This is a genomic window from Cryobacterium sandaracinum (genome assembly GCF_004403415.1).
Classification (GTDB): Bacteria; Actinomycetota; Actinomycetes; order Actinomycetales; family Microbacteriaceae; genus Cryobacterium; species Cryobacterium sandaracinum.
The window spans coordinates 84,264-105,143 of sequence record NZ_SOGO01000021.1; the positions used below are offsets into that span (position 1 = coordinate 84,264).

The 20,880-nt window shown below is 63.0% G+C and carries 28 protein-coding genes; all 28 read left to right on the forward strand.

The annotated features are described in order from the left end of the window. Window positions 1–710 precede the first annotated feature (710 nt). The 28 genes from E3T25_RS06865 (at window position 711) to rplE (ending at window position 20,842) form a co-directional block, all read left to right on the forward strand. Window positions 711–2,096, forward strand: coding sequence for a hypothetical protein (locus E3T25_RS06865; protein WP_134373302.1), 1,386 nt, complete (start codon window positions 711–713; stop codon window positions 2,094–2,096). Then, window positions 2,029–2,922, forward strand: a complete 894-nt coding sequence (locus tag E3T25_RS06870) for a prepilin peptidase (protein ID WP_134373304.1) — start codon at window positions 2,029–2,031, stop codon at window positions 2,920–2,922. Before E3T25_RS06865 ends, E3T25_RS06870 begins: the two co-directional genes overlap by 68 nt. Window positions 2,923–2,944: 22 nt before the next feature. Beyond that, the gene (pilM, locus tag E3T25_RS06875; protein WP_134373306.1) at window positions 2,945–3,991 is read left to right on the forward strand and encodes a type IV pilus assembly protein PilM; all 1,047 of its coding nucleotides are present in this window, start codon (window positions 2,945–2,947) and stop codon (window positions 3,989–3,991) included. Beyond that, a complete protein-coding gene (locus tag E3T25_RS06880) occupies window positions 3,988–4,656 on the forward strand; it encodes a hypothetical protein (protein WP_134373308.1) in 669 nt (222 codons plus the stop codon). Before pilM ends, E3T25_RS06880 begins: the two co-directional genes overlap by 4 nt. 44 nt (window positions 4,657–4,700) lie before the next feature. Beyond that, a complete protein-coding gene (locus E3T25_RS06885) occupies window positions 4,701–5,372 on the forward strand; it encodes a hypothetical protein (RefSeq protein WP_134373310.1) in 672 nt (223 codons plus the stop codon). Between the two features lie 109 nt (window positions 5,373–5,481). Next, window positions 5,482–6,438 (forward strand): hypothetical protein, encoded by a 957-nt coding sequence (locus E3T25_RS06890; protein WP_134373312.1) that lies wholly within the window; start codon window positions 5,482–5,484, stop codon window positions 6,436–6,438. Between the two features lie 61 nt (window positions 6,439–6,499). Beyond that, window positions 6,500–7,009 (forward strand): DUF6121 family protein, encoded by a 510-nt coding sequence (locus tag E3T25_RS06895; protein ID WP_104194972.1) that lies wholly within the window; start codon window positions 6,500–6,502, stop codon window positions 7,007–7,009. Between the two features lie 61 nt (window positions 7,010–7,070). Then, entirely contained in the window at window positions 7,071–7,727 is a 657-nt protein-coding gene (locus E3T25_RS06900) for a spermidine/putrescine ABC transporter substrate-binding protein (RefSeq protein WP_134373314.1), read from the forward strand. A 323-nt stretch (window positions 7,728–8,050) separates the two neighbouring features. Beyond that, window positions 8,051–8,425 (forward strand): 30S ribosomal protein S12, encoded by a 375-nt coding sequence (gene rpsL, locus E3T25_RS06905; RefSeq protein ID WP_055811472.1) that lies wholly within the window; start codon window positions 8,051–8,053, stop codon window positions 8,423–8,425. Further along, window positions 8,425–8,895, forward strand: coding sequence for a 30S ribosomal protein S7 (gene rpsG / locus E3T25_RS06910; RefSeq protein WP_066597688.1), 471 nt, complete (start codon window positions 8,425–8,427; stop codon window positions 8,893–8,895). The genes rpsL and rpsG overlap by 1 nt, the downstream gene beginning before the upstream one ends. A 105-nt stretch (window positions 8,896–9,000) precedes the next feature. After that, a complete protein-coding gene (fusA, locus tag E3T25_RS06915; RefSeq protein WP_104100974.1) occupies window positions 9,001–11,115 on the forward strand; it encodes an elongation factor G in 2,115 nt (704 codons plus the stop codon). A 143-nt stretch (window positions 11,116–11,258) separates the two neighbouring features. Next, window positions 11,259–12,452, forward strand: coding sequence for an elongation factor Tu (tuf, locus tag E3T25_RS06920; protein ID WP_104100973.1), 1,194 nt, complete (start codon window positions 11,259–11,261; stop codon window positions 12,450–12,452). A 134-nt stretch (window positions 12,453–12,586) separates the two neighbouring features. Beyond that, a complete protein-coding gene (locus E3T25_RS06925; RefSeq protein WP_134511889.1) occupies window positions 12,587–12,817 on the forward strand; it encodes an Rv0909 family putative TA system antitoxin in 231 nt (76 codons plus the stop codon). 21 nt (window positions 12,818–12,838) lie between these two features. Next, on the forward strand, window positions 12,839–13,639 hold the full coding sequence (locus E3T25_RS06930) for a hypothetical protein (RefSeq protein WP_134373316.1): 801 nt from the start codon (window positions 12,839–12,841) through the stop codon (window positions 13,637–13,639). 531 nt (window positions 13,640–14,170) lie between these two features. Then, a complete protein-coding gene (gene rpsJ, locus E3T25_RS06935; RefSeq protein ID WP_035834607.1) occupies window positions 14,171–14,479 on the forward strand; it encodes a 30S ribosomal protein S10 in 309 nt (102 codons plus the stop codon). Between the two features lie 8 nt (window positions 14,480–14,487). Further along, window positions 14,488–15,147 carry a 50S ribosomal protein L3 gene (gene rplC, locus E3T25_RS06940; protein WP_134373318.1) on the forward strand — a complete coding sequence of 220 codons (660 nt, stop codon included), beginning with the start codon at window positions 14,488–14,490 and terminating at the stop codon, window positions 15,145–15,147. A 4-nt stretch (window positions 15,148–15,151) separates the two neighbouring features. Beyond that, the gene (gene rplD, locus E3T25_RS06945) at window positions 15,152–15,802 is read left to right on the forward strand and encodes a 50S ribosomal protein L4 (protein ID WP_134373320.1); all 651 of its coding nucleotides are present in this window, start codon (window positions 15,152–15,154) and stop codon (window positions 15,800–15,802) included. Next, entirely contained in the window at window positions 15,802–16,104 is a 303-nt protein-coding gene (rplW, locus tag E3T25_RS06950) for a 50S ribosomal protein L23 (protein ID WP_104100968.1), read from the forward strand. Before rplD ends, rplW begins: the two co-directional genes overlap by 1 nt. Window positions 16,105–16,129: 25 nt before the next feature. Beyond that, window positions 16,130–16,969: a 50S ribosomal protein L2 gene (rplB, locus tag E3T25_RS06955; protein ID WP_134373322.1), complete on the forward strand. Its 840-nt coding sequence runs from the start codon at window positions 16,130–16,132 to the stop codon at window positions 16,967–16,969. 9 nt (window positions 16,970–16,978) lie between these two features. After that, window positions 16,979–17,260 (forward strand): 30S ribosomal protein S19, encoded by a 282-nt coding sequence (gene rpsS / locus E3T25_RS06960; protein WP_104100966.1) that lies wholly within the window; start codon window positions 16,979–16,981, stop codon window positions 17,258–17,260. A gap of 26 nt (window positions 17,261–17,286) precedes the next feature. After that, on the forward strand, window positions 17,287–17,652 hold the full coding sequence (gene rplV, locus E3T25_RS06965) for a 50S ribosomal protein L22 (protein WP_104100965.1): 366 nt from the start codon (window positions 17,287–17,289) through the stop codon (window positions 17,650–17,652). After that, complete coding sequence (rpsC, locus tag E3T25_RS06970) at window positions 17,652–18,413, forward strand: 30S ribosomal protein S3 (RefSeq protein ID WP_104100964.1); 762 nt, start codon at window positions 17,652–17,654, stop codon at window positions 18,411–18,413. The genes rplV and rpsC overlap by 1 nt, the downstream gene beginning before the upstream one ends. A gap of 2 nt (window positions 18,414–18,415) precedes the next feature. Then, window positions 18,416–18,835, forward strand: coding sequence for a 50S ribosomal protein L16 (gene rplP, locus E3T25_RS06975; RefSeq protein WP_104100963.1), 420 nt, complete (start codon window positions 18,416–18,418; stop codon window positions 18,833–18,835). Continuing rightward, window positions 18,835–19,173, forward strand: a complete 339-nt coding sequence (rpmC, locus tag E3T25_RS17745; RefSeq protein WP_134342141.1) for a 50S ribosomal protein L29 — start codon at window positions 18,835–18,837, stop codon at window positions 19,171–19,173. The genes rplP and rpmC overlap by 1 nt, the downstream gene beginning before the upstream one ends. Window positions 19,174–19,175: 2 nt before the next feature. Further along, window positions 19,176–19,475 carry a 30S ribosomal protein S17 gene (gene rpsQ, locus E3T25_RS06985; RefSeq protein WP_104100961.1) on the forward strand — a complete coding sequence of 100 codons (300 nt, stop codon included), beginning with the start codon at window positions 19,176–19,178 and terminating at the stop codon, window positions 19,473–19,475. 33 nt (window positions 19,476–19,508) lie between these two features. After that, on the forward strand, window positions 19,509–19,877 hold the full coding sequence (rplN, locus tag E3T25_RS06990; protein WP_104100960.1) for a 50S ribosomal protein L14: 369 nt from the start codon (window positions 19,509–19,511) through the stop codon (window positions 19,875–19,877). A gap of 3 nt (window positions 19,878–19,880) precedes the next feature. Then, window positions 19,881–20,240 (forward strand): 50S ribosomal protein L24, encoded by a 360-nt coding sequence (gene rplX / locus E3T25_RS06995; protein ID WP_104171759.1) that lies wholly within the window; start codon window positions 19,881–19,883, stop codon window positions 20,238–20,240. After that, a complete protein-coding gene (gene rplE / locus E3T25_RS07000) occupies window positions 20,240–20,842 on the forward strand; it encodes a 50S ribosomal protein L5 (protein WP_104100958.1) in 603 nt (200 codons plus the stop codon). Before rplX ends, rplE begins: the two co-directional genes overlap by 1 nt. The last annotated feature ends 38 nt before the right edge of the window (window positions 20,843–20,880 follow it).

Consider the following 20,880-nt stretch of genomic DNA (forward strand, 5'->3'; position numbering starts at 1 on the left):
AAATCCTCTCAAGCCAGTAGCACCGGCCAATTGGTCTCAAAGTCCGTCACGCAGGGAATTCGAAACGCAAGTTCCATGCAATTGATCGTCCCCTCCGCAGGCACGCAACTTCTGAAGGCGCGAACCGTTGGCGCGGGTATCGATCCCATCTGGCGCTGTCAGGCTTGGTACTTCGGCAACGGTGAAGTGCGATACACGACTTCAGGAACGACTATCCCCACGCCGACCCCGACTGACGTTGCGACGTGGACGCTTCTGAGTACTGGTATTCAGCCGATCTCTGGAGCGACCGTTTTCACCCTCACGGGCCGACAGCTCGACCTCGCAATGCAAGTGAGAGACGACGGAGGCAACTCCGTGCTCATTAAGACGTCTGCATTGAGTCGTCAACCCGTGCCTGATGCTGTGGAGAGTGTGCCGACATGCTTATGAGTCGTTCGTCTTTCACCTCTCGACCGTCACCGTCCGATGAGCAGGGCAGCACTCTATTGGCTGTCATCGGCGTCATGGCCGTTACAGCGATCATCGCTCTCACGGTGACAGCGGCGACGCTGAACGGACTAGGTGCCACGAGCTCCGCGCGAGCGTCAGTCCAGTCCCGCGCCGCCGCCGAGGCAGGCATCGACGTTACGATGGTCGGCCTTCAGACCTCGACAGGGCCAGAAAGTTGCAGTGCACGCAGCGGTTTGTACAGCTCCGCATCGGGAGCTGTGCCGAAGTACGACACCAAGGTTCAGATCGACCCGGGAACTGGCTGGGTCACCGGCTGCCCTACCAGCGCCTCCACAAAGGTGAAAATCATCTCAACCGGATTCGCGCAGGCGAACGGGGTCTCGGGTGCATCTTCGGGTGACGACAGCGTGCTCGAAGCGGTTTACACCTACATTCCCACCCAGGTAACAATTCCCACCATCGGCTCCGCGGTCTACGCCCACACCATCTCGGGTGTGCTCAAGAACTTCACCCTCGACTCCGCCGTCAACACCGTTGCGGCTGACGTTCAGATCAAAAACGGCAACGCGATCTGCACGAACGGAGCCAAGATCGCCGGGAACCTCATTCTCGGTAACGGCTTTGCGTCACTCGACAATTGCACCGTCTCGGGCACGATCCACGTTGCCAAGTACGTCACCTTGGAGGGTGGCGCGAGTCTCGTTCAAGGCGACGTCATCGCCGCAGGTCAGGGAGTCGCCGCAGGATCAAATGTCATTTCCGTCGCGAATGGTGCCACAGTGAACGGGAGCCTGCTGTCCAGCGGGAACGTGAGCGTAACGAGCAGCCCCGGTTCCACGGTCAAGGGGAATGTCACCGTTGCCGGAAGCGCAACGAGCGTCGCTAGGGTGGCGAACAATTCCAAAGTCAACGGCTTCGTGCAGTCCAGTGGAACAATCTCCAATCTCGGCACCATCGTCGGTGCCAAAACCCAGAATGTCACCGGATTGGTCCCTCCTCCTGTTCCAGCCGTCCCCAACTGGAGCGAGATCCCATACCCAGCACCGTTCTCCTCGACAACCTGGGCAGCACAGGGATTCCAGGAACTCGTCTGGAACGGCCCGTGCGTGATCAGCGGCGTTGAGCCCGCGTGGACGGACTTGTCCGCCCTCACCGTACCAACCGTCGTCAACACGCTGACCAAGTGCGGTGCAGCGGGCATCTCGACCGACTCTAACGTCAAGACTCTCACGCTGCAGACACACGTTGCCCTGGCCGCCAATAGTTTCGCCTTCACCAAACTCAAGGTTCTTTCCAGCGACACGACCGCACGGAAACTGTGGCTCTACGTCCCGGACAGCAACAGTGCGGACGGACTCCCGACCTGTGTCGCGCCGTCTGGGAACATCACAATGAGCAGTGAGACTGACATCGCGCCAGAGGTATCCGTCATGGCATACACGCCCTGCAAGTTCTACAGCGACCGCGACGGCTGGCGAGGGCAGATCTACGGCGGCGAGGTCGAGTTCGGCCAGCAGGCCAAACTCACCTTCGTTCCCGTCGGCGTGCCCGGAGTCGACCTTTCGGGAAACCCCTATGTTCCTCCGGTTCCCGCGCACCTCGGCGAACGGATCAGCCTGCGCGACCGGGAAACGAGTGATTAGCCTGTTCGTCGCGGGCACTGGACTGTTCGGCTCCCTGATCGGTTCGTTCTTGAACGTGGTGATTTTCCGAGTTCCTGCGGGGCGGTCGATTGTGTCACCTTCGAGTGCCTGCGGTGGCTGTGGGAGGCGCATTCGCCCCTGGGATAACGTTCCCGTACTGTCGTGGCTGGTACTGGGCGGACGATGCCGGGATTGCAAGGTGCGCATCTCGGCGCGATATCCGCTTGTTGAGCTCGGAACGGCGGTCTTCTTCGCCTGCGTGGCCGTGTGGGTGCTGTCGGGGGTCTCGACAGGCTCGACCACCGGGCTAGCGATGGCAGGGGTACTTGTCACGCTGGTGGCGTTCCTGTATCTGGCGGGCGTGAGCGTTTCGCTCGCGATGATCGACCTCGACACCCACACTCTCCCGAACCGCATCGTGCTGCCGGCATACCCTGTCGCCGCCATGCTGTTGGCGGCGGCGGCGCTGCTTGCTGGTGAGACGGGTCGAATTCTCGGCGCCCTGGTCGGTGCGGCGGCCCTTTTCGGCGTCTACCTGCTGCTCGCACTGGCTTACCCGGCCGGCATGGGGCTGGGCGACGTGAAACTCGCCGGCGTACTCGGCCTGCACCTGGGCTGGCTCGGCTGGGGAGAACTCGCAGTGGGCGGCTTCGCCGCCTTCCTACTTGGTGGTTTTTTCGCGCTTCTTCTGGTGATCTCACGCAAGGCGAACCGCAAGAGCGGCATCCCCTTCGGCCCCTGGATGTTGGCGGGCGCCTGGCTCGGAATCTTCTATGGTGAACAGATAGCCAATGGATATCTCTCACTCTTTGGTTTGGCATCATGACACGGCCCTCGAAGGAGACGCAATGACGGCGAACATCGTAGGAATCGACATCGGCACGGCCGGTCTGAGAGCCGTCGAGGTGAGCAATGCGGGCAACGACAACGCGACTTTGGTGCGCTACCACGAGGTCGGGCTGCCGGAGGGGGCAGTCAATCGCGGCGAGGTCGTCGAACCCAATACGGTGGCGGCAGCGATCAAGAGCCTGTGGTCGTCCGGTGGCTTCAAAAGCAAGAACGTCGTGCTCGGCATGGGAAACCATCGGGTGCTCGCCCGCGACCTGACCGTCCCTAAAATGTCGATCAAACGCATCCGCGAATCGCTGCCCTTCCAGGTGCAGGACATGCTTTCCGTGCCGGTAGCCGACGCTCTGCTCGACTTTTACCCGATCTCCGAGACCGAGGGTGAGAATGGTCCGGAAATCAATGGATTGCTGATCGCCGCAATCAAGGAAGCGGTTCAGAGCAACGTGAAGGCCGTGCAGCTGGCTGGGTTGAACCCGGTTGAAGTCGACCTCATCCCGTTCGCCTTGAGTCGAGTCATCTATCGCGGGGCCAAATCCGAAGATGCCGTGGTGCAGATCGACGTCGGCGTCGCGACGACGACGGTAGTCGTGACACGGGCGGGCGTCCCGCAGTTCGTGCGCCTCATACCGGCCGGTGGAGGCGACCTGACACAGGCGCTCGTCCTTCGCCTGGGAATCACGGCGGAGGAGGCAGAAGCGTTGAAGCGAACGCAGGGCCTGCACTCCGCGTCGGTGACTGACAACCAGATGGCCGACACAATCATTTCCGAGGTGACAACAGAGTTGCTCACGAGCCTGCGCAACACCGTCAACTACTTCGTCAACACCAGGCAGAACCTGCCGGTGACCCGCATCGTGCTGACCGGTGGCGGTGCCCAGCTGAATGGATTTGCCAAGGCATTGGGCGAAATGACACGGATGCCGGTCTTCTCGGCCGACCCGAGCGCGGCGGTTGCACTGGGCAAAGGTGTCACCGCGCAAGCCCTGCAACAGTCGCGCGGTGCATTTTCTGTCGCGCTGGGTCTCGCGTTGGGGAGCCAGGCATGAGCCGCCGTTCATCCGTCACCGACGAGCTGGTGCTGGGAGCAGAGCCGCGCGTAGACCTTCTTCCTCCCGAAGTGGCCGCAGGACGACGAGGCAAAGCCCTGCGGCGAAACCTCGGTGCCTCCGTCGTTCTTGTGGTCCTCCTTGCTTTGGCGGGCGTGGCCGGCTCTTCATGGCTCGTGATGCAAAGTCAGGACAATCTGGTTCTAGCGCAGGACCGCACAATCGAACTCCTGGCCGAGCAGTCGAAGTACGTCGAGGCGCGCAACGTTCAGAACGAGGTCGACCTGGCGATCTCAGCACGCCGGCTGGGCGCATCCACCGAGATCGACTGGAAGGAGTACCTCGAAAGCGTGCGGACCATTCTGCCCACGGACGTGACCATCGACGCCGTAACGGTGAACTCTGCATCGCCGCTGTCGCTATATGACCAGGCGACTGTGCCGTTGCAGGGCGCCCGAGTGGCAACACTCATACTCGACCTCACCAGCACGAATCTGCCCGAAGCCCCTGCGTGGCTCACAGGGCTGAAGGACCTGCCCGGCTATGAAGATGGAACTCCGGGCACGATCACACAGACCGATCTGGGTACCTACCAAGTGAATCTGGTCCTGCACATCAACGAGGAAGCGTTCTCACAACGCTTCGCCGACGCTGAGGAGAAGTAACCGTGGATCGGAACCGACTCTGGGTGCTCGGCGTAATAGCACTAATGGGGGTCACCATCCTCCTCGGCTGGATGGTGGGCATTTCCCCGAATTTGAAGACGGCGAGTGCTGCGAACGCAGATCGCCTCCTCGTCGAACAACAGAATGCGGACGCTGACGAGCGTCTCTCGGCGCTCAAGAAGCAATTTGAGGGCATTGGCGCACTCAAGAATGACCTGGCGTCTGTTCGGAAGGCCGTCCCCGATGGGGCAGAGATCCCAGCCTTCCTGAGCCAGCTCGATGCCTTGAGTAGCCAAAACGAGGTCAGGCTGACGGCTTTCTCCGTCGGCGATGCCGAGCGGTATGCACCCGAGGCGCCGGTTGCTCCTGTGGCCACCGAAGCTCCCGTTGCAGAGGAAGAAGCGGCAACCGTCAGTGAGGACACGGCTGCAGCTGCGGCTGCTCCGGCCGCTGCCGCCGCAGCTCCTACCCTCCCGGTGGCCCCTGCAGGCATCACAGGGGAAAACTTCGTGGCTGTGCCGATCACGGTCTCCATCGAGGGCAACTACTCCAAGCTTCTGGATTACCTCGACGGTCTCCAGAAGGGCGACCGCCTCGCACTGGTGACGTCAATTGAGACGACGACCGTATCGCCGGACATCTCGACCGCCAAAATTTCTGCTTTTGTCTACGTCTTGCTCAATCCGGCTTCCGTCGCAGCAACCCCCGCAGGCTAGCTCGACTTGACTCGACACAGCGCCCCGTCCGGTCGAGCCTCCCTCAGCTGGGGGGCACACATTGCTAAAGTTATGGCTGATCGTCACGGCCAACCACAAGGAGCGCACCATGAGCGACACATCGTCCCCTGAGGGCAACCGCAATCGCAACCACGACAACGAGCCTGAACCGGTCGACTACGCCGGCCATGAAGAGCGCACGGATGCCCCCGACTACACCGGCACCGGCTCCCACTCCGCTCCGGCCGAGTCCGGCGACGCGACCGATGCTGCCACTGAGACACCGGCGCACTACCCGGCCACCCCCGTCGGCGAGCCGATCTCCTATGACACCCCCGCGACCTCCCGCGAGCCCGCGACGCCCACCTACGTGCCCGCCGCCTCCGTGAACATCGCCCCGGTGAACACCACCGCCGAGACCCGGCGCATCGAGCCCGGCGAGAACCCATCAGAGGCCCCGCCCGCCGAGGCCTATGCCCCCACGAACACCACGGCGCAGCCCCCCGTCTACATCCAGGCGCCGACCGCTCCCCGCTACAAGAGCAACCGCGGCCCCGGCGTGCTGATCGCCCTGCTCTCCACCGTCATCTTCGCCGCCCTCTACGCCGTGGTCGCGTTCGTGCTGTCCGGCATCGGCAGCTTGTCCATTGCGGACACGGCCTCGAAGTTCACCGACTTCATCGTGCTGCCCATCTTCTACGTGCCGGTCATCTTCTTCTTCGTCGCGTTCGCCCTTCTGGTGCTTATCGTGAACCGCGGCGGCTGGTGGGCCTACGTGCTCTTCGGCTTCCTGGTGGCCGTGGTCGTCTACTTCTCCTACATCGGGGCGGCGCTGCTGAGCGTGCAGGCCTGGAACTTCACGCCCGACCAGGCGGCGCGCTTCATCAGCCAGCAGTGGCTGAACCCGGGGGCCATCGCCGCTGCGGTCGTCGCCCGCGAGGTGCCGATCTGGGCCGGCGCCTGGATCGCCCGCAACGGCCGTGCCGTCACCGAACGCAACGCTGCAGCGAAGGCCGAATACGACCGCGTCCTCGCCGCCGGACCGCAGGGCATCCGCAGCAACTAGTCGGTCGACGCCCGGCGCTCAGCGTGCCGGGCCCCAGCAGGTACGCCATCAAGGGGGAGCGATGCGAAATTACCAGAAGTACGCGACGGTCGTCGCCGTCTTCGCGGCAGTGCTCCTTGCCGCGCTCCTCGTCGCCGCCTTCGGAATGATCAGCCTGCTGACCGACACGGATGTCATCAGTGACCCCAACGCCGGACCTCTCGTCGGCCCGTTCATGACCGCCGCCGCCGTGGTGCTGGTGTTCACCCTGATGCTGCTGCTCGGGCTGCGCACCAGACCGGAGAACCAGCGGATCGCCGTCGGGTACTCCCTCGGCACCGGGGTCGCCGCGCTTGTCGTCTTCGTTCTGGTGGGCGGGGTCCTCTACGCGCTCGGCACCGGGGTGCCGGCCGACACCGCCGGGCTCCCGGGCGATAGCGTCGGGTTCGCAGCCTCCGTGCTGCTGGGCCCGTTCGCGGTGACCACCGGCATCCTCTCCTTCATCGTCACCCTGCTCTACTCGCTGGTCCTCGCCTCACGGATGCCCGAACGCGGCCCCCCGAAATGGCCGTGGGAGCAAGGCGAAGACTGAAACACCGCCGGCCTGAAAGTCGCTGACTGCGGAGCACTCCGATCGGGTACCCTTATCTTTCATGGGCGGTTCCATCGAGTTGCGGGTCAGCCAACAGGTTGACGACTGGCTCAACTGGTTGCCGCGCTGGCGCCCGGGCACGCATCGCGGCCGTTCACGCCTGTGCCGCACCTGCTTCGGGTCGCCGGTCATCGCCGCTGCCGGCCTCGCCACGGATGTCCCGCACGCCGTGCAGCACGCCCTCGCCATGCGCCTGAAGCACCTGATCGACGCCGAGGTCGACGAGTTCACCGAGACGCACCTCCCCCTGCTGCTCCGGGAGATCCGCCTGAACGAGGAGCGCAAGCAGGCCGCGTTGACCTACCGCCCCGCTGAGGGTCTGGACCCGGCCTACACCGGCCTCGACCTCGACCCGCCGGCCATGCCCGACGCCCCCTACCTCTTCACCTTCGCCGAACTCGCCCGGCCCGAGGCATCCGTGGCCCTGCCCGTTGACCCGCTTCCCTTGACCGTCGAGGAGAAGGCGGCCATCCGCGCCGAGGTCACACGCGCCGACGAACACGCGGCACTGGTCGGCGGTCGGGTCTGCGCCGAACTGTCCCGGCACCGTGAACGGATGCGTAGCGCCGTCACCGAATTCGCCGAACCCTGGGTGCTCGCTCTCCTCGCCGACCTCGACACCGCGCTCGATTCCCCGCTCTGGCCGCGCGGCCCGTGAACAACACCTGAACGAACCCCTGGGGCCGCGTGATCCATTTGACCCAGCGGTCACCCCCGGGATATCCTTTCGAGGTGTGCGCTTTGTCGTGCGCTTGAGTCATGCCACCGCGATCTTGTCGTGCCGCACCTTAGGCGCCTTGATGTGGCACTCACACAGGGTGTGCTCTCCGAGCAGCCCCCACGGCATACCCACTACAGCCCGCGAAACTCATTCCGCGTGTTTCGGTGGGTCCAGATGAACTCGATCGGGCCGGAAACGGAGCGATTCGAATGCTAACCATCAATGAGCTGTCACCGTGCAGCACAAACAAGGAGTAATTAGTGCCCACCATTCAGCAGTTGGTACGAAAGGGCCGCAGCCCCAAGGTCACCAAGACCAAGGCGCCCGCCCTGAAGTCCAACCCCCAGCAGCGCGGCGTGTGCACCCGTGTTTACACGACCACGCCGAAGAAGCCGAACTCGGCCCTCCGCAAGGTCGCCCGCGTCAAGCTGTCGAACGGTACCGAGGTCACCGCCTACATTCCCGGCGAGGGTCACAACCTGCAGGAGCACTCGATGGTGCTCGTCCGCGGTGGTCGTGTGAAGGACCTCCCCGGTGTTCGATACAAGATCGTTCGCGGCGCACTGGACACCCAGGCCGTCAAGAACCGCAAGCAGGCTCGCAGCCGCTACGGCGCCAAGATGGAGAAGAAGTAATGCCTCGTAAAGGCCCAGCGCCCAAGCGTCCCGTTATCGCTGACCCGGTATACGGCGCCCCCATCGTCTCCCAGCTCGTCAACAAGATCCTCCTCGACGGCAAAAAGGGCCTCGCCGAGCGCATCGTTTACGATGCACTCGAAGGCGTCGTTGCCAAGAACGGTGCGGATGCCGTCGTCACCTTGAAGAAGGCACTCGACAACGTGCGCCCGACCCTTGAGGTGCGTTCGCGCCGCGTCGGTGGTTCCACCTACCAGGTGCCCGTCGAAGTCAAGCCGCACCGCGCCAACACCCTGGCTCTGCGCTGGTTGACCAGCTACGCCAAGGCTCGTCGCGAGAAGACGATGACCGAGCGTCTCACCAACGAAATTCTCGACGCATCCAACGGCCTCGGCGCCGCTGTGAAGCGCCGCGAGGACACGCACAAGATGGCCGAGGCGAACAAGGCCTTCGCTCACTACCGCTGGTAGTCGCGCTCCGGAATCCGGGCTTGTCGAGAGCAGATCTCGATGGGCCCGGCGACCGGATGCCCTGTTTCGCCCCAAGATTCACAAGCAAACTTCCGGAGGACCCCCGTGGCACTTGACGTGCTCACCGACCTGAGTAAGGTCCGCAACATCGGCATCATGGCTCACATTGATGCTGGCAAGACCACCGTCACTGAGCGCATCCTGTACTACACGGGTGTCAATCACAAGATCGGCGAGACGCACGACGGCGCCTCGACCATGGACTGGATGGCGCAGGAGCAGGAACGTGGCATCACCATCACGTCTGCCGCGACGACCTGTTTCTGGGCCTCAAACCAGATCAACATCATCGACACCCCCGGCCACGTCGACTTCACCGTTGAGGTGGAGCGTTCGCTCCGAGTCCTCGACGGCGCCGTCGCAGTGTTCGACGGCAAGGAGGGCGTTGAGCCCCAGTCGGAGACCGTCTGGCGCCAGGCCGACAAGTACGACGTGCCCCGCATTTGCTTCGTCAACAAGATGGACAAGCTCGGCGCCGACTTCTTCTACACGGTCGACACCATTGTCAAGCGCCTTGGCGCGAAGCCGCTCGTCATCCAGCTGCCCATCGGCGCCGAGAACACCTTCGAGGGTGTTGTCGACCTCGTCGAAATGCGTGCACTGACCTGGCGCGGCGACTCCAAGGGTGACGTCGAGATGGGCTCCAAGTACGCCATCGAAGAGATCCCGGCCGACCTTGCCGAGCAGGCCGCGGAATACCGCAAGCTGCTCCTTGAAACCGTCGCCGAGACCGACGACGACCTCATGGAGAAGTACTTCTCCGGCGAAGAGCTCACCGTCTCCGAGATCAAGCACGCGATTCGGGGGCTCACGGTCTCCAGCGAGATCTATCCGGTCCTCTGCGGTTCCGCGTTCAAGAACCGCGGCGTTCAGCCGATGCTTGACGCAGTCGTCGACTACCTCCCCACCCCGCTCGACGTGCCGGCCATCGAGGCCCACGACGCGCGCGACGAGGAAAAGGTCATCATGCGTCACCCCGACGCGACGGAGCCGTTCACGGCCCTCGCGTTCAAGGTCGCCGTTCACCCGTTCTTCGGTCGTCTGACCTACGTTCGCGTGTACTCCGGTCACCTTGACTCCGGCGCCCAGGTCGTCAACTCGACCAAGGGCAAGAAGGAGCGCATCGGCAAGATCTTCCAGATGCACGCCAACAAGGAAAACCCGGTGGCCTTCGTGACCGCCGGTCACATCTACGCGGTCATCGGCCTCAAGGACACCACCACAGGCGACACCCTGTGCGACCCGAACGCGCAGGTCGTGCTCGAGTCGATGACGTTCCCTGACCCGGTCATCGAGGTTGCGATCGAGCCGAAGACGAAGCAGGACCAGGAGAAGCTGGGTCTTGCGATCCAGAAATTGGCCGAAGAAGACCCGACCTTCCGCACCGAGCAGAACCAGGAAACTGGTCAGACGGTCATCAAGGGAATGGGTGAACTTCACCTGGACATCCTGGTCGACCGGATGCGACGTGAATTCAACGTCGAAGCCAACGTCGGCAAGCCTCAGGTCGCCTACCGCGAGACCATCCGCAGGGCGGTCGAGCGTCACGACTACACGCACAAGAAGCAGACCGGTGGATCCGGGCAGTTCGCGAAGATTCAGATCGCGATCGAGCCGCTCGAGATCACTGCCGAGAAGAGCTACGAGTTCGTCAACAAGGTCACGGGTGGCCGCATCCCCCGGGAGTACATACCCTCGGTGGACGCAGGAATCCAGGATGCGCTGCACGTTGGCGTCCTGGCCGGTTATCCGATGGTGGGCGTCAAGGCAAGCCTGCTTGACGGCGCCGCGCACGATGTCGACTCCTCGGAGATGGCGTTCAAGATTGCCGGTTCGATGGGCTTCAAGGAAGCCGTTCGTAAGGCTGACCCTGTTCTGCTCGAGCCGCTGATGGCCGTCGAGGTTCGTACGCCCGAGGAGTACATGGGCGACGTCATCGGCGACCTCAACTCGCGTCGTGGACAGATCCAGACCATGGAGGACGCTCAGGGCGTGAAGGTAATTCGCGCCAACGTGCCGCTGTCGGAGATGTTCGGATATATCGGTGACCTGAGGTCGAAGACCTCGGGCCGCGCGGTGTACTCGATGACCTTCGAGAGTTACGCGGAGGTCCCCCGGGCCGTGGCCGAAGAGATCATCCAGAAGAACAAGGGCGAATAGCCTGAGGCTTCCGGTCTCTCCGGGCCTTCGGGCCCAAATCGCTTCGGCCTCCCGGCCCGAGTAGCATAAGTACACAAATCCAGCAGTTTCACCGGCCGCAAACCAGCGGTCGATGGAGCCATGAGTCCTGAGGAGGACCCACAGTGGCCAAGGCCAAGTTCGAGCGGACCAAGCCGCACGTAAACATCGGAACGATCGGTCACGTTGACCACGGAAAGACCACGCTGACTGCAGCGATCTCCAAGGTCCTTGCCGACACGTACCCGTCCAAGACGAACGTTCAGCGCGACTTTGCGTCGATCGACTCTGCTCCGGAAGAACGCCAGCGCGGTATCACGATCAACATCTCGCACGTTGAGTACGAGACCGAAAAGCGTCACTATGCGCACGTAGACGCACCGGGCCACGCTGACTACATCAAGAACATGATCACCGGTGCTGCTCAGATGGACGGGGCGATCCTTGTGGTTGCCGCTACTGACGGCCCGATGGCTCAGACCCGTGAGCACGTCCTGCTCGCGAAGCAGGTCGGCGTGCCGTCCCTGCTCGTGGCACTGAACAAGTCCGACATGGTTGACGACGAAGAGATCCTCGAGCTCGTTGAGCTCGAGGTTCGCGAACTCCTCTCCGCCCAGGGCTTCGACGGCGACAATGCTCCCGTCGTGCGCGTTTCCGCACTCAAGGCGCTTGAAGGCGACGAGAAGTGGGTCGGCAACATCCTTGAGCTCATGAAGGCTGTCGACGACTACTTCCCGGAGCCCGTCCGCGACAAGGACAAGCCCTTCCTGATGCCGATCGAGGACGTCTTCACGATCACCGGTCGTGGAACCGTCGTCACCGGCCGCGCCGAGCGAGGAACCCTCAAGATCAACTCCGAGGTCGAGGTTGTCGGCATCCGCCCGACCATCAAGACCACGGTCACGGGTATCGAGATGTTCCACAAGCAGCTCGACGAGGCATGGGCCGGCGAGAACTGTGGCCTTCTTCTTCGTGGCACCAAGCGCGAAGACGTCGAGCGCGGCCAGGTTGTCGTCAAGCCGGGTTCGGTCACGCCGCACACCGACTTCGAGGGCACCGCGTACATCCTGTCCAAGGATGAGGGTGGGCGTCACAACCCGTTCTACGCGAACTACCGCCCGCAGTTCTACTTCCGCACCACGGACGTCACCGGCGTCATCACGCTGCCTGAGGGCACCGAGATGGTCATGCCCGGCGACACCACCGACATGAACGTCGCGCTGATCCAGCCGATCGCCATGGAAGAGGGCCTCGGCTTCGCCATTCGTGAAGGTGGCCGCACCGTCGGCGCCGGAACGGTGACCAAGATCGTCAAGTAGTCCCCTTCAGAAAATGGGGTCGGTCCTTCGGGGCCGGCCCTTTTTTCGTGCCCGACTTGCGGGGCCAGTTGATCCCGAATCGCCCAGGAACTAGCCTTGACATGAACCTCAACAGCCCCAGATCGGAGCACCCCGTGAATTTCAACGACATCAGCCGCAAAGCGCAGGAGTTCCTCAAAACAGAGAAGGGCGAGAAGATCGCCGACAAGATCCTCGACGGGGGCGCCGCCGCCGCGAACAAGGTCACCGGCAACAAGCACGCCGACAAGATCAAGGATGCCCGAGCGGCGGCGGACAAACACCTCGGTCGCGGGGACGGTCCGACCGACCGCGACGCTCGAGGCACTGGCCCCGACGGCAGGTAACCGCTGGTCGAGCTCACTTCGGTGACCGAGCGCACCGTGGCGCGGGTCGTGCGCCGCTTCGCGCGTGGCATGCCACCTGCGAACGGGTCCGCGGCTGTCCTGTGGGGACTCCCCACTCTCGCCGGCTGGCCGCCCGAGGTCCACTCCCTCACCGAACGCACCCGCGGCGGACGCTCGACGCCGGGTATCCGCAAGCATGCATTGGGACTCGACACGCGGGATATCGCCGTGGTGAACGGACTCCTGGTCACCAGCGTCGAACGCACGGTCGTCGGCCTCGCCGTCACTCTGGATCTGAAGTCCGCGGTCGCCATGGCCGACCGCTCCATTGCGGTGGATCGCAGGGGGCGCATTCTGCCTCTGACCACCAGAGCCAGGCTGCTTGAGACCTGGGAAGGGTTGCTTCCCTTCCGCGGGTCCGTGCGGGCGCGGGCCGTGATCGACTTCTCTTCGACGCTGTCCGGTTCACCCAACGTGTCCGGAAGCCGCGTCAACGTGGCGCTGAACGGATTTCCGGAGCCGGTGCTGCAGCATCCGTTCGTCGTCGAAGGCAAGACCGTCTTCACGGACTTCTACTGGATCGACGAGAACTCGGTGGGGGAGGCCGACGGCAAGGGCAAATACTTCGACCCCGTGATGCGAGGCGGCCGCACCACCGCCGAGGTGGTCTACGACGAGAAACGCCGTGAGGATGGCGTGCGGCGCCAGGTGCACGCCTTCACCCGGTGGGACTTCCCGGTCGGGATGAGTCAGAGTCGGCTGCGCACTCGGCTGCTGCAGTTGGGGCTGCCGTTCGGGCGCCCGCGACTCCAGTTTCGGTGAGGTGCCGGTGGTGCGCGGGTGTTGCGCCGCTGCGCTGGTGGCGTGCCCCGCGCGGAGCGGCGCAGCACTCGCGCGAGGCGTGAATGGCGGCGACGCGCCCGGGGCGAGAGCCGGCCGAGCCGCGGAACGACGCGGATGTGGCGACACGCCGCCCGCGACACGCCCGGGTTGCACAATGACCCAACCCTGTGGCAGACTCTTCTAGTTCAACATTTTCGACTGCCGCGCTGCACGCGGTGTCGGGATCACTGCCAGGCAGTGCATAGCTTGTGCCGTTCGCCGTAAAAGGCGCCAGGTGCACAGTTAGGCCGCGGGTAGCAGAACATAGCTCAAACCAACGGCCGGGACAGCTGGGTAAATCCATGCCTTCCCCCACGCGCGAGTGTGGAGAAGCGGGTTGGCTCGGCATGACCGCTCCGCGGCCTTGCCGAAATTGACAGATTAACAGTGGTGCGACAGCAGCAGTGCTACTACGGCGTCCAATGCAGCCCCTCGGGATGTACGAAGCCTTGACAAGAAAGCGAGTTCGACATGGCGGGACAGAAAATCCGCATTCGACTTAAGTCGTATGACCACGAGGTCATCGACATCTCGGCGCGCAAGATCGTCGACACAGTGACCCGCGCGGGTGCGACTGTCGTCGGCCCCGTGCCGCTTCCGACCGAGAAGAACGTGGTGTGTGTCATCCGTTCCCCTCACAAGTACAAGGACAGCCGGGAGCACTTTGAAATGCGCACCCACAAGCGTCTGATCGACATCATTGACCCGACCCCGAAGGCTGTCGACTCGCTCATGCGTCTCGACCTGCCGGCCGACGTCAACATCGAGATCAAGCTCTAGGGCCCGCGATGTCTTACTCAGATACCAAGACCACCAAGGGTCTCCTCGGCAAGAAGCTCGGCATGACGCAGGTGTGGGATGAGAACAACAAGCTCGTTCCCGTCACCGTCATCGAAATCTCGCCCAACGTTGTCACCCAGATCCGCAGCAAAGACATCGACGGTTACGCCGGCGTCCAGATCGCTGCCGGGGCCATCGATCCGCGCAAGGTCAACAAGCCTTCCGCCGGACACTTCGAAAAGGCAGGCGTCACGCCTCGCCGCCACCTCACCGAGCTCCGCACTGCGGATGCCGCTGACTATGCCCTGGGCCAGGAACTCACCGTTGACGGTGTGTTCGCTGCCGGTACCAAGGTCGACGTCATGGGCACCAGCAAGGGCAAGGGTTTCGCCGGTGTTATGAAGCGTCACAACTTCAAGGGTGTTTCCTCCTCTCACGGTTCGCACCGCAACCACCGCAAGCCCGGTTCCATCGGTGCTTCCTCGACCCCGAGCCGTGTCTTCAAGGGCATGCGCATGGCCGGTCGTATGGGTGGCGAGCGCGTCACCGTGCTGAACCTCAAGGTTCACGCCGTGGATGCCGAGAAGGGCCTCCTGCTGGTCAAGGGTGCCGTTCCCGGCGCCAAGGGCCGCCTCGTATTCGTCCGCAATGCAGTGAAGGGAGCCTAGTCGTATGACTACCTCACTCGATCTCATCGACGCCAAGGGTAAGAAGGCCGGCTCCGTTGAGTTGCCCGCCGAAATCTTTGACGTTCAGACCAACATCCCGTTGATCCACCAGGTCGTCGTCGCGCAGCTCGCTGCCGCACGTCAGGGAACTCACAAGACCAAGCGTCGTGGCGAGGTTTCCGGTTCCGGCCGCAAGCCGTTCAAGCAGAAGGGAACCGGTCGCGCTCGTCAGGGCTCGATCCGCGCCCCTCAGATGACCGGTGGTGGAATCGTTCACGGACCGACCCCGCGTAACTACGAACAGCGCACCCCCAAGAAGATGATCGCGGCAGCACTGCGCGGATCCCTTTCTGACCGCGCCCGTGGCGACCGCCTGCACGTCGTGACCGCACTCTTCAGCGCCGAGACGCCCAGCACCAAGGGCGCCATCGAGCTGCTCAGCCAGATCGCCAGCAGCAAGCACGTGCTGGTCGTCCTGGAGCGCACCGACGAACTGACGCTGCGCAGCATCCGCAACCTGCCGACGGTGCACGTTCTGCCGTGGGACCAGCTGAATGCCTATGACGTTCTCGTCAGCGACGACATCGTCTTCACCAAGGGCGCGTTCGACGCGTTCGTGGCGAGCAAGACCAAGAAGGAAGAGGTGTCCGCATAATGGCTACCCCGATCAACAAGGATCCCCGCGACGTCATCATCGCTCCGGTCGTCTCTGAGAAGAGCTATGGCCTGATCGACGAAGGCAAGTACACCTTCATCGTGGACCCGCGCTCGAACAAGACCGAAATCAAGCTCGCGATCGAAAAGATCTTCAAGGTGGAGGTCGCTTCGATCAACACCATGAACCGCATCGGCAAGACGCGTCGCACGAAGTTCGGTCAGGGCAAGCGCAAGGACACCAAGCGTGCCATCGTCACGCTCAAGTCCGGTTCCATTGACATCTTCACGGCCGTCGGCTAAGCGGCGCGGACTAGAGGAATAAGAAATGGCTATTCGTAAGTTCAAGCCCACGACTCCCGGTCGTCGCGGTTCATCTGTTGCAGACTTCGCAGAGATCACCCGCTCCACGCCGGAGAAGTCCCTGCTTCGCCCCCTGTCCAAGACCGGTGGCCGTAACAACCAGGGTCGCATCACCACCCGTCACATCGGTGGTGGACACAAGCGCCAGTACCGTCTGATCGACTTCCGTCGTAACGACAAGGACGGCGTCAACGCCAAGGTTGCTCACATCGAGTACGACCCCAACCGCACGGCGCGCATCGCGCTCCTGCACTTCACGGACGGCTCCAAGCGCTACATCATCGCCCCGAACAAGCTGAACCAGGGCGACATCGTGGAGTCGGGCGCCGGTGCTGACATCAAGCCCGGCAACAACCTGCCGCTGAAGAACATCCCGACCGGTACCATCATCCACGCGGTCGAACTGCGTCCGGGCGGTGGCGCCAAGATGGCCCGCTCCGCCGGATCATCCGTTCGCCTCGTTGCGAAGGATGGCATCTACGCCCAGCTGCGCCTGCCGTCCGGAGAAATCCGCAACGTCGACGCCCGCTGCCGCGCCACGATCGGCGAGGTCGGCAACGCCGAGCAGTCGAACATCAACTGGGGCAAGGCCGGCCGGATGCGCTGGAAAGGCGTTCGCCCGACCGTTCGTGGTGTCGCCATGAACCCGGTCGACCACCCGCACGGTGGTGGTGAGGGTAAGACGTCCGGTGGACGTCACCCCGTCAGCCCTTGGGGCCAGAAAGAAGGGCGTACCCGCCACCCGAACAAGGAAAGCGACAAGCTCATCGTTCGTCGCCGTACCGTCGGCAAGAAGCGTAAGTAGGAGTAGACGATGCCACGCAGTCTCAAGAAAGGCCCGTTCGTTGACGACCACCTGCTTCGCAAGGTTGTCAAGGCGAACGAAGCCAGCAGCAAGAACGTAATCAAGACCTGGTCGCGCCGTTCGATGATCATCCCCGGCATGCTCGGGCACACCATCGCCGTGCACGACGGACGCAAGCACATCCCGGTGTTCGTCACCGAGAGCATGGTCGGGCATAAGCTCGGCGAGTTTGCGCCCACCCGCACCTTCCGTGGACACGTGAAGGACGACAAGAAGGGCCGTCGCCGCTAACGCGGGGACGTGAAGGAGGATAAGAAATGGTGGAGTCGATCGCACGCGTGCGTCACATCCGCGTTACCCCCCAGAAGGCTCGTCGCGTTGTCAACCTGATCCGCGGCAAGCAGGCCTTCGAGGCCCTGGGAATTCTGAAGTTTGCGCCGCAGGGCGCGAGCGACCCGGTGTACAAGCTGGTTGCCTCGGCAATCGCCAACGCGCGAGTCAAGGCTGATGCAGCCAACACCTTCCTCGACGAGCAGGACCTGTTCGTCAGCCAGGCGTTCGTAGACGAGGGTACGACCCTCAAGCGTTTCCAGGCCCGTGCACAGGGTCGCGCATTCCAGATCAAGAAGCGCACGAGCCACATCACGGTTGTGCTCGCCACTCCTGAGGAGGGTACGAAGTAATGGGTCAGAAAGTAAACCCCTATGGCTTCCGTCTGGGAATCACGACCGACCACGTGTCGCGTTGGTTCTCTGACAGCACGAAGCCGGGCCAGCGTTACAGCGACTTCGTCGCTGAAGACGTCAAGATCCGCCGCCTGTTGAGCACCAGTCTCGACCGCGCCGGCGTGTCCCGCATCGAGATCGAGCGCACTCGTGACCGCGTTCGCGTCGACATCCACACCGCCCGTCCGGGCATTGTGATCGGTCGCCGCGGCGCGGAGGCTGAGCGCATTCGCTCCGACCTCGAGAAGCTCACCGCCAAGCAGATCCAGCTGAACATCCTCGAGGTGAAGAACCCCGAGGTCGACGCTCAGCTGGTCGCTCAGGGCATCGCCGAGCAGCTCTCCGCTCGCGTGGCATTCCGCCGCGCGATGCGTAAGGGCCTGCAGGGTGCCCAGCGCGCCGGTGCCAAGGGTGTTCGCATCCAGGTCTCCGGTCGCCTGGGTGGCGCCGAAATGAGCCGTTCGGAGTTCTACCGCGAAGGCCGTGTGCCCCTGCACACTCTGCGCGCGAACATCGACTACGGGTTCTACGAAGCCAAGACCACCTTCGGCCGCATCGGTGTGAAGGTCTGGATCTACAAGGGCGACATCACCAACAAGGAACTCGCTCGCGAGCAGGCCAACGCTAAGTCGACCCGCCCCGAGCGTCGTGACGACCGACCGCGTCGTGCGCCCCGCGCAGAGGCAGCGGCACCGGTTGCAGCAGGAGTTGAGGCATAACCATGTTGATTCCACGCAGAGTCAAGCACCGCAAGCAGCACCACCCGGGCCGTACCGGCCACGCAACCGGTGGTACCGAGCTGTCGTTCGGTGAGTACGGCATCCAGGCCCTCACGCCCGCCTATGTGACCAACCGTCAGATCGAGTCCGCTCGTATCGCGATCACCCGTCACATGAAGCGCGGCGGCAAGGTCTGGATCAACATCTACCCGGACCGCCCGCTCACCAAGAAGCCGGCCGAAACCCGCATGGGTTCCGGTAAGGGTTCCGTCGAGTGGTGGGTTGCCAACGTCAAGCCCGGTCGCGTGCTTTTCGAACTCAGCGGTGTCACTGACATCGTCGCAAAGGAAGCGCTGACCCGCGCTATCCACAAACTGCCCTTGAAGGCACGCATCATCAAGCGCGAGGAGGGCGACGCATAATGGCGATCGGATCCAAGGAGCTCGCCTCAGTCGAGCTCGACACTTTTGAAAACGAGCGGTTGTTCGATGAGCTGAAGAAGGCGAAGGAAGAACTCTTCAACCTTCGCTTCCAGTCGGCCACCGGCCAGCTCGAGAGCCACGGCCGCCTCCGCGCGGTCAAGCGCGACATCGCTCGCATCTACACGGTTCTCCGTGAGCGCGAGTTGGGCATTCGTCCGACTCCCGCACCAGTCGAGGCTCCGGCCAAGGCTGAGAAGAAGACCAAGAAGGCCAAGCCTGCAGTGGAGTCCGTTGACGACTCCGCTGCGGCCGACGCCGCCCAGACGAAGGAGGCCTAGTCATGGCGAAGACTGACGAAAAGGTCGTCGCTGCCGAGGCTGAGGCTCTCGTTCGCGGCTACCGCAAGACGCTGCGTGGTTACGTGACCAGCGACAAGATGGACAAGACCATCGTTGTCGAGGTCGAAGACCGCGTGAAGCACCCCTTGTACGGCAAGGTCATCCGCCGTACGTCCAAGCTGAAGGCTCACGACGAGGCGAACATCGCCGGCGTCGGCGACCTGGTCCTGATCAGTGAGACCCGTCCGCTCAGCGCTTCCAAGCGCTGGCGCCTGGTCGAGATCCTCGAGAAGGCCAAGTAAGCCTCGCGCTTACTTGATAGAAGGGTATAAAAAGTGCTTCAGCAAGAATCACGACTCAAGGTTGCCGACAACACGGGTGCCAAGGAGCTGTTGACCATTCGCGTGCTCGGCGGCTCCGGCCGTCGCTACGCAGGCCTCGGCGACACCATCGTCGCCACGGTCAAGGACGCGATCCCGGGCGGCAACGTCAAGAAGGGCGACGTCGTCAAGGCCGTCGTCGTTCGCGTCAAAAAGCAGACCCGTCGTTCAGACGGTTCGTACATCAAGTTCGATGAGAACGCCGCAGTGATTTTGAAGAACGAAGGTGACCCCCGCGGCACCCGAATCTTCGGACCGGTCGGTCGCGAGCTTCGCGACAAGAAGTTCATGAAGATCATCTCGCTGGCACCGGAGGTTATCTAAATCATGGCCAGACTCAAAAAGGGTGACCTCGTAGAGGTCATCACCGGCCGCACCCAGGCCCGCGGCGGAGACCGTGGCAAGCAGGGCAAGGTCATTGCCATCCTGGTGGAGAAGAACAGGGTCCTCGTTGAGGGCATCAACTTCGTCACCAAGCACGTTCGCGTGGGCCAGACCCAGCGCGGCACCAAGACCGGCGGCATCGAGACCATGGAGGCGCCGATTCACGTGTCCAACGTGGCCCTCGTCGACCCGGAGACCAAGAAGCCGACTCGCGTCGGATTCCGCCTCGAAGAAGTAACGAAGGACGGCGTCACCAAGACGGTCCGCATCCGTTACGCCAAGAAGTCAGGGAAGGACCTCTGATGACCGACACTTCAGTTGCAGCAGCAGAAGCGCCCGTTGAGGCCGCCCTGCCGCGTCTCAAGCAGAAGTACCGCGATGAGATCATGGCCCAGCTCAGCAAGGACCTCGGCTTCACCAACGTTCACCAGATTCCGAACCTGGTCAAGATCGTTGTGAACATGGGTGTCGGCGAGGCAGCACGCGACGGCAAGATCATGGATGGCGCCGTCTCCGACCTCACCAAGATCACCGGTCAGAAGCCGCAGGTCACCAAGGCCCGTAAGTCGATCGCGCAGTTCAAACTGCGTGAAGGACAGCCCATCGGCACGCACGTCACACTTCGTGGCGACCGCATGTGGGAGTTCCTCGACCGGCTCCTGAGCCTGGCGCTTCCGCGCATCCGCGACTTCCGTGGTCTGAGCGACAAGCAGTTCGATGGCAGCGGTAACTACACCTTCGGTCTCACCGAGCAGGTCATGTTCCACGAGATCGACCAGGACCGGATCGACCGTATCCGCGGTATGGATATCACGGTTGTGACGACGGCCAAGAACAACGAAGAAGGCCGCGCGCTGCTCAAGGCGCTGGGCTTCCCGTTCAAGACGGCCGAAAACACCAAGTAAAGTAGCTCTTTGGCTCTTGTAGTACAAATCCGGGGCTG